Source organism: Colwellia sp. MB3u-55 (assembly GCF_014076785.1).
Classification (GTDB): Bacteria; Pseudomonadota; Gammaproteobacteria; order Enterobacterales; family Alteromonadaceae; genus Colwellia_A.
In genome coordinates this window covers 1-12,299 of the sequence record NZ_JACGUS010000117.1, presented here as the reverse complement: position 1 = coordinate 12,299, position 12,299 = coordinate 1, and the positions used below count along the sequence as shown (strand labels likewise).

General features: G+C 35.2%; 10 protein-coding genes. 6 read left to right on the top strand and 4 right to left on the bottom strand.

Annotated elements, in window-relative coordinates; genetic code table 11:
* Nucleotides 1-9 precede the first annotated feature (9 nt).
* The 6 genes from H4J66_RS13375 (at nt 10) to H4J66_RS13350 (ending at nt 6,032) form a co-directional block, all read left to right on the top strand.
* Nucleotides 10-936, top strand: coding sequence for a sugar kinase (locus H4J66_RS13375; protein WP_182175523.1), 927 nt, complete (start codon nt 10-12; stop codon nt 934-936).
* Between the two features lie 160 nt (nt 937-1,096).
* Nucleotides 1,097-1,951 carry a ribose-phosphate diphosphokinase gene (gene prs, locus H4J66_RS13370; RefSeq protein ID WP_182175522.1) on the top strand — a complete coding sequence of 285 codons (855 nt, stop codon included), beginning with the start codon at nt 1,097-1,099 and terminating at the stop codon, nt 1,949-1,951.
* A 10-nt stretch (nt 1,952-1,961) separates the two neighbouring features.
* The gene (locus H4J66_RS13365; protein WP_182175521.1) at nt 1,962-3,572 is read left to right on the top strand and encodes a nicotinate phosphoribosyltransferase; all 1,611 of its coding nucleotides are present in this window, start codon (nt 1,962-1,964) and stop codon (nt 3,570-3,572) included.
* 591 nt (nt 3,573-4,163) lie between these two features.
* Entirely contained in the window at nt 4,164-4,592 is a 429-nt protein-coding gene (locus tag H4J66_RS13360) for a hypothetical protein (protein ID WP_182175520.1), read from the top strand.
* A 358-nt stretch (nt 4,593-4,950) separates the two neighbouring features.
* Complete coding sequence (locus tag H4J66_RS13355) at nt 4,951-5,682, top strand: metallophosphoesterase (protein ID WP_259369124.1); 732 nt, start codon at nt 4,951-4,953, stop codon at nt 5,680-5,682.
* 8 nt (nt 5,683-5,690) lie between these two features.
* Nucleotides 5,691-6,032, top strand: coding sequence for a phosphotyrosine protein phosphatase (locus tag H4J66_RS13350; RefSeq protein WP_182175519.1), 342 nt, complete (start codon nt 5,691-5,693; stop codon nt 6,030-6,032).
* A gap of 460 nt (nt 6,033-6,492) precedes the next feature.
* On the opposite strand, the gene H4J66_RS13345 is transcribed toward H4J66_RS13350, so the two are convergent.
* From H4J66_RS13345 to H4J66_RS13330, 4 genes are all read right to left on the bottom strand, one after another.
* Entirely contained in the window at nt 6,493-7,845 is a 1,353-nt protein-coding gene (locus H4J66_RS13345; RefSeq protein ID WP_182175518.1) for a serine hydrolase, read from the bottom strand.
* A 370-nt stretch (nt 7,846-8,215) separates the two neighbouring features.
* On the bottom strand, nt 8,216-8,902 hold the full coding sequence (locus tag H4J66_RS13340) for a helix-turn-helix domain-containing protein (protein WP_182175517.1): 687 nt from the start codon (nt 8,900-8,902) through the stop codon (nt 8,216-8,218).
* A 310-nt stretch (nt 8,903-9,212) separates the two neighbouring features.
* Nucleotides 9,213-10,475 carry a helix-turn-helix domain-containing protein gene (locus tag H4J66_RS13335; protein ID WP_182175516.1) on the bottom strand — a complete coding sequence of 421 codons (1,263 nt, stop codon included), beginning with the start codon at nt 10,473-10,475 and terminating at the stop codon, nt 9,213-9,215.
* Nucleotides 10,476-11,123: 648 nt separating this feature from the next.
* Nucleotides 11,124-11,933 carry a hypothetical protein gene (locus H4J66_RS13330; protein WP_182175515.1) on the bottom strand — a complete coding sequence of 270 codons (810 nt, stop codon included), beginning with the start codon at nt 11,931-11,933 and terminating at the stop codon, nt 11,124-11,126.
* Nucleotides 11,934-12,299: the final 366 nt, after the last annotated feature.

The window sequence follows — 12,299 nt, the reverse complement described above, 5'->3', positions numbered from 1 at the left end:
GAGCTTCTTATGCTCTCTGATAGAAAAATAGTAGTTGTCACAAGAAAAACGAGATTGCAGGAGTTAAAGGAAAAATACTGCACCCTTGGGCAAGCAAAGTTTTATCTTGAACATTTAGGAGAGTCATTTAGTGATTATGAAGAAGAAAGTACTCTATATTCAAACTCAGTAACTAAGGCTGTTGGCTTTTTGAAAACGGTGAGTAGGGTTCAACAGTTAGAAAGAAGTGTACTTTCAACTTACCTATTTTCTCCTGATGATGTGATTGTAGTTATTGGTCAAGATGGTTTAGTGGCTAATACGCTTAAATACCTTAATGGACAGCCTGTTATAGCGGTTAATCCTATTCCTTCGCTTTATGATGGTCAACTTTTACCCTTCTTAGGGGATGAACTTGAAGAAGTGCTTTTACAGACGTTAAGTCATTCAATCAATTCAAAATCAATTGCAATGGCTGAAGTTAACACTAACATTGGTCAAACTCTTTTAGCGGTAAACGATCTCTTCATTGGCCCTAAAAGCCACACGTCTGCTAGGTATTTGTTAACGGTCGATAATCATCAGGAAGAGCAAAGCTCTAGTGGCGTAATTATTAGCACAGGCTTAGGCTCTACTGGTTGGTTTCGAAGCATAATTACAGGTGCGAGTGGTATTGTAGATGAACCTGTTAACCATCACCTAAAGAATGGATTTTCTTGGGATAGTGAATTTCTTTACTATTCGGTTAGGGAGCCATTCCCGTCAGCTAATACACAGTGTGACAAGATTTTTGGCAAAATAACAAATCATTCAAAATTCAGTATGTCTTCAAAAATGGCAGAGAACGGTGTTATTTTTTCTGACGGTATAGAGCAAGACTCTCTTGAGTTTAATGCGGGAACTATCGCCAATATATCGATAAGTAGTCGTGTTGGAAACTTAATCGTCGGTCACTAATTTTCTTCACTATATCAGTAACTTATTTTTACTGTTACACTCATTGACAATAAAAACACACCTTAATGTCCTTGTGACACAAAAAGAGCTTGACCAGATATAAACTCTTTGCTAAATTAGATTGTGTCCTAGCGACACAAACAATGAAAAGGAAGTAACAATGAAAATATTTAGCCATGACTCTACAGGAAATAAAACACTTATCGACTTTGACAGTTTTACTTTTTCTGGCGGAGAAGAGCACATTCGTTTTAATCCAATGGACTTTTCAACTACGGTTAAAGTAGAAATATTTGAACGCCTTACCGATTCATCAAAACTAATTCAGCTACTGGTTGCAGTTGATGCGCTAAAAAGACTTTCAAGTGAAGCTACTCCTATTGAATTGGTTATTCCTTATTTTCCCTATGCACGTCAAGACAGAGTATGTGTTGAAGGTGAGGCGCTAGGTGCCGCAGTTATGGCAAATTTTATAAACAACTTAGGCTTTGCAAAAGTAACTATTTGGGATGCTCATAGTGAAGTATCACCAGCTTTATTAAATAGAGTCGTAAACGTGCCGCAAATTAACCTGCTTGAGCGTTGCGATGAATTAAGTCAGCGCTTATCTACAGGTGAGCTTACATTAATTTCACCCGATGCTGGCGCTAGTAAAAAAACAATTAAAATTGCTGAGACATTTAATGGTGAGCCTGAAGTTATTCAAGCACAAAAAATGAGAAATTTGAAAACAGGCGAAATCATTAAAACTGAAATTATTGGTAATGTTGAAGGAAAGAAAGTACTTATCGCTGATGATATTTGTGATGGAGGTCGAACATTTATCGAGTTAGCCAAAGTACTAAGAAAAAAAGGCGCTGTGGAAGTATCACTGTTTATAACACACGGTATTTTCTCAAAAGGATTAGATGTATTTGAAGGGCTAATTGACGCTATCTATACAACTGATTCATTTAGACCAGCTAAAGAATTTAGCACAAACAATAAAATTAAATTACAAATTATAGAGATGTAAGGGGACTACCATGACTATTACCGCTGCAAGTATGCAAAAAGATGTTTATAAAGAATTCCACAGCCGCGCTTATCACCCGGATGTGACTGAAGTTTATGCTAACTTCACATCAAGAAGTGGCAGATTAAGCAATGTTGAAAATAGTGACAAAGTTGCATTCGTTGGTCTTCAATATTTTATTAAAAGTTACTTACAAGATGAGTGGGCTGAATTCTTTAATGCCGACAAAGCCTCTGCTGTAGCAAATCACAAACGTATTTTGAGTGCCATGTTGGGCTACCCTGTAAACGTAAGCTACTTAGAAGACTTGCATGACTTAGGTTATTTACCGTTAAAGGTAAAAGCATTACCAGAAGGCACGCTTGTACCTTACTTAGTGCCACCAATGACGATGGTTAACACGAAAGAAGGTTTTCAATGGTTAACAAATATGATTGAAACCGTATTAAGCTGTGAAAATTGGCCAATTCAAACAAGTGCCACTACCTCAATTGCTTACCTAAAAGTTTTCAAGGAGTTTGCTATTAAAACAGGACTTCCTTTAGATTTTGTTCCTTTCCAAGGACATGATTTTAGTTTTAGAGGGATGTTTGGTAAACACGCTGCGGCTATGAGTGGTTTTGGCCACTTAGCTTCAGGGCTTGTAGGTACAGATACCATACCAGCAGTATTATTTGCTGAAAAATACTATGGTGCCAATGTAGATAATGAACTTGTCGGTTGCTCAGTTGATGCAACAGAGCATTCTGTTACTTGTTCTTGGATTATGGAAGGTGAAATTGAATTCTTCAAATACTTAATGAAGGAACAATCACCCACTGGAATATTAAGTGTTGTGTCTGATACTTGGGATTTTTGGACATTAGTGACGGATTATCTTCCAAAACTTCAAGACGAGATAATGGCGCGTGATGGTACGTTAGTGATTCGCCCAGATTCAGGGGATCCGGTAAAAATATTAACCGGCTATAAAGTTTCACCTGTTTCTGAGTACAGTGAACTATTTCAAACTCAAGTTGAGGCAGAAAAAGATGTTATTGCAAATGGCTATGAGGCATTCCGCTGGAATGGTGAGTACTATGGTTTCGATAATAATGGCCTTGATGGTGAGCAAAGTATTCAATTAATGTTATGTGAAGTTAAAGGACTTATTGAATGTTTGTGGGATACCTTTGGCGGAACAACTAGCAGTAAAGGCTTCAAAATCCTTGATGATCACATTGGTGCTATTTACGGAGATGCGATTACCTTAAAACGTCAACGTGAAATACTACAGCGCTTAATGGATAAAGGTTTTTCTTCAAAAGTAGTGTTGGGAATTGGCTCATACAGCTATCAATATGTGACTCGCGATACTCATGGTTCAGCCGTAAAGGCTACAAGCGTTGTTAAAAATGGTGAGCGTGTGGCTATTTTCAAAGACCCTAAGACTGATACTAATAAAAAATCTGCTAAAGGGTTATTAAAAATTGAACGAGTGAACGGAGAGTTAACTTTATTTGATGACGTGACTGCTGAAGAAGAAACTCAAGGACTATTAGAGATTGTTTTTGAAGATGGAAAGTTAACAAAAGAAACAACGTTAACTCAAATTAGAGAAACAATTAATAGCCAAATATAACTTGTTTGTAATTCATAGCTTCCAACAGGGTAAAGGTTACAAACTATGAATTACTTAAGTCGGCTTTAGGCTCAAAGTGACTGCTAGATATTGTGGTCAGCTTCTCAATTTATGACCGCTTACCATCCCAAAGCTGTCGGTATGGTACTCAAGCCGTAGGTCTTCAAAGTGGCATAAGTGACGGTTAAACCAAATCCGCCAGTGGGTTCATTAAAAGCCGTATTATCGGTTTTTTTTGCGCTTTGCCATTCGCTAAATTAGAAGGTGCGCACCCTGCGCACTTTACTAATACCCTCCAAAATTAAGCCTCTAACATACATAGGTAAAGACTTGCATACATGGGGCACACTACAAATAATTTAAAAAAAATAGCGTGAATTTTTGTATCAACAACAGTTAGTTACCAAACGAACCATCATACATAGGTGATTATACTGCCAATTTAGAGTTGAAATTTAACCTTAATATTCAATTGGTTATCGCATACAACTCAAGTTTTATTATTTGCATGTTAAATATCTACTGTTTTTTGACAAGAAAGGAAAACTATATAGATTACAAAAAGGAATTCAAATTAAAAGGGAATCATACATGTCTCGTCGCGATACATTAGAAAAAAGAAAAAATAGAAAGCTACAAAATAAAATTAAGAAGAATAAAAAAGAAAAGGCTAAACTAAAACCAAGCGAGGTTGAACAAAAACGCAGCTCTCCATTATCAGCAGTTGAATATGAAGCTGGCATGAGGGCTGTATTTATTGATCATATAAATACAGCTGAAGTACCAAGAAATATTTTTTTATCAATATCTGAGGATGAAGTATTTATGATGCAAACAGATGAAATTACAATGCACTACAAAATACCTAAGCAAGAACTGCTAAACCTTGCATCAAGTGAAGATAGGAGCAAGCTTAATATCCTGTTTAATAAATATAAAGGCAAAAAGATAGCTGGATATATTGAAGATGAACTCCCTTTAATGCTTTTTGGATACGATGATAAAGAAATAGCAGCTTAACCAGAATCCGCCAAGCGGTTCCAATTTTGGCGCTAAAAATTATTTAGCGCCAACGACTTTTTAGTGGTAATTGTTAGCCTTACTTCTTAGTGGTCAAGAGGTATTATTAGTGACCACGTCATTTTCAGTAAAAAACTTTATTGCTCGGTGATTGGCGCAGAGTTATTAACTAATGGGGGTTGGTAAATAACTTTATTTATATTGCCTATGAAGTAGTTGCTACTCAATATGGCTTTAGCAAGTATAGAGTAAACAACTTTATTGTTCTCCTACAACAGGCTAAAACGGCCTGTTGCTATAGTCACAATAACCACAGGTAAATATTTTTAATGAGAAAGTGGATAATGGTGAACTTATTATGATGAAAATATCAGCTGCTGCTATCCTTAATTCTCCCAGTATCCAGCTCGTTCGTTTGCATAACAATCAGCGAGTGTTTGTCGTTGGTGATTTAGATGGCAATCATAAGAGACTTAAAGAGGCGATGAGTCGAGTTAGCTTTAACCCAAAAGCAGATAAGCTGATTTGTTTAGGCGATATGATTGACCGTGGTGACGATAGCCTCATGATATTGGAACTAATGCGAGAATTAAATGCGCTCGTTGTACTTGGAAACCATGAACATTTAATGATTGAATCCATCCTCAATAATGATGCGACTGCAAAATCACTTTGGATTAAGAATGGAGGAGCTTGGCATAGTTCAGTCCCTGATGAACAATTGACATCACACTGCCAGTGGCTACTTAATCAGCCGTTATCGATAATGGTAGTGTATCAAGGTATGAAAATTGGTATATCCCATACTCTACCAATTAAATGGAATTGGGATAATTTTCCCGCCGATAAATTAGCGATAGTTAATGCATTACTGTGGGGGCGAGAATTATTCAATAAGGAAAAATCTTTACTAAATAGTGGTGTCGATTTTTCTATCCATGGGCACAATTCTACTCAAGTACCAATATGGATAAAAAACACACTCCATATTGATACCTCTTATTACGGGCGGCCAACAATGATAGAGCTTCATACTGTTATTGAAAAATTTAACGCGAACAAGCTAACCACAGCTTCCAAACTTTTATAGCCAATATAATGAATATCCTTTTTCTTTGCACGGCTAACTTACATCGTTCTCGCACGGCTGAAGGTTATTTTCGATCAGTTAATAATAAGCATGTATTTCAATCTGCGGGCTTAAGTGAGAAGTATTGCAAACAATATAAGACTCGACTGTGCAACGTTGAATTACTTGAGTGGGCTGACAAAGTTTATGTGATGGAGCCGATACATGTTGAGCGTATTAGCCAACATACTGAGGAGCGTTATCTAGCAAAAATTGAGGTGCTTGATATCGATGATATTTATCAATACATGCAGGCTAAACTTTTAGAAAAGTTGAGATCAAGCACACAACTTCAATTTTTAAACAAATAATGGTTTGTTGAATAGATGATTATTCAATTTCAGTAAACTATAGCGCTATGTGAATAACTTCACAAAATAATCCAACCCTAGATTGGTAATTGAAAAATAAAGAACGCAACCTAAGAGGTGACGTGATTTAATGTCCCCTTTCAGCCGAGGAAGAGGAGCTTTGATGTTGCGACTCGTATCTTCTATATAGCGCACCAAGAAGTCGTTAGCATTAGATGAATTCAGAAGCCAAAATCAAACCGATTGAAGTATCACCCTTAGGCTAACTAATGCCACATACCTGACCTAATTTAGTCGTGAATTAATCACCATAAATAGTCTGCTTAGCCACCAAAGCAGACACTCAACAGGTATTTTATTTTGGTTAAAAATTATTTTTAAGACTAGCCCTAACCAACACTAGAGTCTCTTTCTCCTGTTCGATGGCTACCATGTTCATGCCCTTTCATGCTTCTAATAATCATAATTTAACCGCTCTTTCAGGAATTTCGGACAGACTTGAGTAATAGAGCATTACTTGATTATCATTATCACCTTTTTCAATTACAAAATAAGATAATGAACCTTTGAAGTAAAAGCTGTTGTCAGACATTGGTATGACTTCATATGGTAGCCCATCATCTCTTTGAGAATACACAAGTCCTTCTTCTTCAAATAATCTACGAACTGAATCTTGACCTATTTGGTATTTTCCCATCATTTTTTTTAGTTGAGAATTTTCAACTTTAGTAGACTTAAATTCAGGGTACGAAATTCCCAACATTTCAGCAGATAACAATAATAATAATTTTTGGGGATCTGACGGGCGTTCATTACTCAAAACTGCTATATAGGAATCCTGTTCTGGAAAATAAACGGCTGACGTTGAAAAGCCTGAAGTTCCCCCATTATGAGCAATTACTTTATTCTTATGAATTTCAAAATTATTAAGTCCCAATGCATAATGAGATTGTCTACCATCATTTAATTTAAATGGTTCAATCATTTGCCTATAACTGTTTAGTGAAATTAATTTCCCACTTGCTAACGAATGATACCAAACAGCCAAATCGTTAACAGTTGAAACCAATCCTCCAGCGGCATAACGCCATGAACTATCGACCCAATCTGCATTTTCGTAACCATATCTTGTTCTATGATAACCTGTCGCCCTATTAGGGACTATTTGAAGTCCATCGTACTGACTATCATTCATGCCCAGTTTTTTAAAAATATTTGTTTCTATAAATTCTGCGTAACTTTGACCACTAACCACTTCGATTATTTTACCTAATAATACGTAGCCAATATTTGAATAACGCATTTTTTCACCTGGTGAAAATTGCATTGGCTCCTTGGCAAATAGAGTCAACATTTCGTCTACAGTGGTTGAAGACTTTCTTAGCTTGTTCAACTTTCTTCTATCTGGCAAATTTCTAGCAATTCCTGACGTATGGCTCATCAAATTTTCAATGGTAATTTCGTGACCTTCAGTTGGGTAATTAGGAATATATTTGTGAATATTGTCTTTAATCGACATCTTCCCTTGCTCTTGTAATATCAATATTGCCGCACTGGTAAATTGCTTTGTAATAGAGGCAAGTTTAAAAACGCTATTAGTGCTCATAGGAGTACTTAATTCAATATTAGCCATTCCATATGCACCGCTATAAATAGTTTTTCCTTGCTTTGTCACTATGTATGCTATTCCTGGCCCCTCGGTTCTAATATTGTTCTTCAGGTATTTTTCAAAATTGGTAAATGATGCTGCAAGAGATTGATGGCTAAAAATCATAATTATTAGCACAATCAATTTATTTGAGGTGTTTTTCATAATATTCCTTATATTCCACTAAGATCTAAGCATCCGTTTATGTTAAGTGTTTTTCAGATAAGATTGATTTAAACTAGGTACTTACAATAACAAATATTACAAGGATAAATATGGAAATCTAATGATGAATTGTGGCAAAAAAAAGGCAACTAATGGTGTTGTATTCAATTAATCTTTTCAAATAATCAGGTCAACTATGAGCATTTCAAAAGCCATAGGTTTCACCTAACCAATAATTTATCCCATGACTGGCTCCTGAGCCACCATTGCCGACATACGTCATATACTTAAAAGCCGCCTCGAAAGACGGCTGTATACCAACTGCGGAAGTTGGCACCACAATCGGCTATTAGTTGATTTTCATTCCAAATTAGTCAAGCATATCGCAAGTTTTTAATTTTAAACTCAATGGTCTAAAAACACTTTCAGCCATAAGAGCAGCGTAAAATAATACTATTAAATTAACGGATGAAGCTCTTTGAATGACAAAGTTGTCATATGTATCAACATTTCCAAGAATCGAAATGGCACCAATAACTAAACCAACTAATGCCCCACCATATAAGAATTTAACTTGGCTATTATATAGCTCAGAAAGATACTTGGCTTGCGAACCTCCTACTAATTCATCAGTGAATAAATACTTTAGCCCGATTAGCGACTTTATCATTCCGTCAGTGCCAAACGCTATAATAGTAGCGGCATACAAAAACAAAACCAAAAATACTCCTGATAAACCATCAATAACTAAGTCGGTGCTGCCTGCCAAGATGACAAGCATCGCAACAGTACCCGATATAACTACTAACGCTAGTAAATTTTTCATAATTATTTTCCTCGTCCAGTTAACTTCTATTTCATTAGGCGTTGCCATTAACAATTGAGGAGATAGATTAAAAACTGACGCTATAGCAAGGGCTGATTCAGCAGAAGCTTTACCATCGGATTCAATACGCTGAATAGTTCTCGCAGATAAACCTGTAGCCTTAGCCAATACTTCTTGTGACCAACCATTTTCACTTCGCAGTTTTTTTATTTTATCAGTTGAAAGTAACATTTTTATTTCTCACAGCTCATTAATAACAACGAATACAATTATGAATAATTTTATCTTCAAATATAGATATATAGCACGACATTATAGCGACACAATACGACAACACAATAAAATCAACATGTTACAAAGACAGATGACTAATAGTAACTGTCGGTTTCTCGCTCTCAGTAGTCTTTAGTTATTTAAGCTTCAGTGTCGGCAATGAGCTTTCAGAAGTCAGTGCCCCATCAAACTTAATTGTTCACCACTGACGGTCGCAAAGCCACCAAAGCAGTCATAGATATCTGCTAACTTTGAAGCTAAGAATTAATTATTTAAAAGAAATTTCTAAAATTACAGCCGTGATGCAAATGATAGTAACTGTCAATAATCCATACGTTTTTAACATATCTTCATTTAGCTTATTTTCTTCATTGACTGCTAATTGTTTAAATTGTCCTTTAGAGTTAGCTTGAAGTGAAATCATGAGCGGTTTTATAAAGCAAAGGTATATAACCACCGCAGTAATGGGGCCTACTAAAGATTCGGATATACGCAAATATAACTTTGCTTGATCATCAATAGTACTGAGTATTGATACTAGGTCTACTAAAAGATAAATAATGCCAGAAGAAATAGTTAAGCGGCTTAAATAATTTAAGAACATATGAATAGTGATAATTTGTCGTTCTTCTGTTACCCCCTTTAGTGCACCAATTATCAATGGTACAGTAAGTTTTCCGTAAGAAATTACTGCACCAACGATTACTAATGATAAAATGAAGGTAAGTGCAGGAATGAATAATATATTGGCACCTATAATTGATGTCGCTAATAAAACAGACAATGAAATTAAAAGCATACCTGCGATGCGTGTTATTGTCGCTTTTCCACTTGATTGTTCTGATTTATATTTCAATGCAGTGCAATGAAGTTTATGTCTTATTAAATTATGTTTTAGTACCTGTAACACTAATTCAGAAAATATAATTGCGTAAAGAAAAGAGATTATCAGTACTGCTAATGCAGGCCCCATCATTTTTGGTTCTGAATAATTTTTTAGTATTAGTAGCATTTCCACACCCATAGCAACTAGAAAACCGTACAATGTGAAGTTAGACAGAGAATTAAATACCGCAATTTTGTTAAATAACCAACTATATGTACCTTGTGAGTTTACTGAGAAAGATGAACTAGAAAGCTTAGGGTTACTTGCATAAGTCAATAAAGTACAACCAATTAGAACACCACCAACAAACATACCAGAAGCAACATCCACAAACATTGTTAGTTGCCCGAACTGTAGCATTAAAAATATAACTATAGATAGCATGAGTGAAATGCCTAACAACTCTGGTAATTTCTTTATTTCACTTTCTTCATTTATTTGGAAATTTTCTTCTAATAAGCTAGATTTATCTATATTAAAAGCCGAACAAAGGGAAGATAAGGTTTCCATCGATGATATACCCGTTTTTTCAACACGCTGAATAGTTCTTAAGCTCACATCGCAAATCTCAGCTAATTGTTGCTGAGTCCAGTTTTTTTCAGCTCTAAAAACTTTAATTGCTTCAGTATCAAGTTGTAAGTTCATAATATTTCCAGTTATTAGTAATGTAAGTAGCATAGACTTATTAATCTATTTATCTACGTCTTTACTATGATGTCATATGTCATGACATATACGTGTCATATTACTTAATGGTAAAAATAACTCAATTAAAGATATTTATAAAACTACGTTTAATGTTCTATATTGCTTTTGTGGAAAATGAAATTGACGTTTTTAAACGTTTATATGATAAAACAAAGCTTAAAAGTTGTTTAAATGGGAATATAACGATGGGCTATCCAACTGATATTTTCTGCTTGCCGAATGTACCGAGGCAAAAGTTAATGTGAATTCAGTACTAACTGATTAGTGCTGTTGTCTTCAATGTAGTAATAAACCTTCAGGTATCAAATTTCATCGTCCCCAATGAGCTTTAAACCAGCCCCACAAAAAACCATCGTATTTCAGTTTAAATCGCCTTAAATATGCTCTTTGTTTCACAGAAGCTCAATGACCGCAATAGGCTCTGAATTGCCGTTAACAAATCTAAATTCTACGGCAGGAGTTCCGACTAAGCAGTCATAAGACATAACTCATTTATGCCCCAAAATGAGTTATGTGATAGTCTGCTTGAAGTTCAATTTCATCAACGTAACCTTTAATTTTTATTACTTACTTCCACGATGCTTTTTATGAGATTATTGTTTCAATTTCATCTGGCATTATTTCTATTTTAGTTTCTTCTTTTAATGTCGAAGGCTTAAATATGACAACAGCTTTGTACCCTTCATTCGATGGATTATCATTTACAGCCTTAATACCTGTAAGTAGGGGAGCTAATAATGCACTTATACGTTTTGACCACATGTTCTGAGGTAAAAACGTACTTAAGACGTAACCAAAATCACATTGGTATTTTTTTTTGAACTTCCCTTCAAAAGTCATAAGTCTTACATAAGCATATGAGTCTTCTGTTAACATCCTAATTTCATTATCTTCCAGCATACTATCACAGGCTTTTTCATTTTGAATTAATGCCGTAATATACGATCTACATGTCTGTAAAATAAGGCCTATATTATCGATTCCTAAACGCTCAACTATACGCTCAAGAAAGTGCCTTTCAATAAAAATAGCGTGACTAAATTGTTGAGGATTAAATGGTTTCTTGGAGTTCACTCTTACTTCAGTAATGGGAAATATTTTTTCTTCAATGTGTTTTATTTTTATATTATCGATGTTGTCTAAAAATACCCATCGTGTAGTGGTATGTTTAGAGGTTTTTTGATTGTTATAACAAACCCCTTTATGGATCAGTCTTTCATCACTAATTAAGTCAAGCTCTTGTGATATTAAAGATAGTTGCTTTTTTAAGTTACCTTTTCGTTTAGGTAGATTTCCTAATAGTATTTCTTTTCGTTTATCTATTGTTTCAAGTACAGCGTAAGAAGATTTTAATACATTCCTAGTAGTATTCTTAGCCTTTGTTTCTTTATCCATTGCTGTAATCCAATCCCTGTAAGAGAAAAACTATAGCATGATAACACCTCTAATTAGGTGGTCAAATTAACTATGCCACTTCAGTTAGGCATAGTTTCAGTTATCAATAGATGTGAAGTTTTTAATTTTAAACGGTGAATTTAGGCTCAAAGTTAGCATCAAGTGATGGAAGTTTAACGGCAGCAATGAGCTTGAAGCGGACCTTAGGACTAAAGAGTTGCTAACTTCCGCTTAGCGCACCACAATGTCATTAACTTAAGGATTTAACACATACGTTTATAATTCATTGGGTACTTATTTGTTTTGTTTCTACGGTCTTGTCGAAAAAACTTCCGGTCAGGTCGAATAGCACTTAAATTCTTTGAT

What these genes read in the sequence shown, in the direction of transcription:
- H4J66_RS13375 (WP_182175523.1), top strand. Translation starts at nt 10, where the DNA reads ATGCTCTCTGATAGAAAAATAGTAGTTGTCACAAGAAAAACGAGATTG.
- prs (WP_182175522.1), top strand. Translation starts at nt 1,097, where the DNA reads ATGAAAATATTTAGCCATGACTCTACAGGAAATAAAACACTTATCGAC.
- H4J66_RS13365 (WP_182175521.1), top strand. Translation starts at nt 1,962, where the DNA reads ATGACTATTACCGCTGCAAGTATGCAAAAAGATGTTTATAAAGAATTC.
- H4J66_RS13360 (WP_182175520.1), top strand. Translation starts at nt 4,164, where the DNA reads ATGTCTCGTCGCGATACATTAGAAAAAAGAAAAAATAGAAAGCTACAA.
- H4J66_RS13355 (WP_259369124.1), top strand. Translation starts at nt 4,951, where the DNA reads ATGATGAAAATATCAGCTGCTGCTATCCTTAATTCTCCCAGTATCCAG.
- H4J66_RS13350 (WP_182175519.1), top strand. Translation starts at nt 5,691, where the DNA reads ATGAATATCCTTTTTCTTTGCACGGCTAACTTACATCGTTCTCGCACG.
- H4J66_RS13345 (WP_182175518.1), bottom strand. Translation starts at nt 7,845, where the DNA reads ATGAAAAACACCTCAAATAAATTGATTGTGCTAATAATTATGATTTTT.
- H4J66_RS13340 (WP_182175517.1), bottom strand. Translation starts at nt 8,902, where the DNA reads ATGTTACTTTCAACTGATAAAATAAAAAAACTGCGAAGTGAAAATGGT.
- H4J66_RS13335 (WP_182175516.1), bottom strand. Translation starts at nt 10,475, where the DNA reads ATGAACTTACAACTTGATACTGAAGCAATTAAAGTTTTTAGAGCTGAA.
- H4J66_RS13330 (WP_182175515.1), bottom strand. Translation starts at nt 11,933, where the DNA reads ATGGATAAAGAAACAAAGGCTAAGAATACTACTAGGAATGTATTAAAA.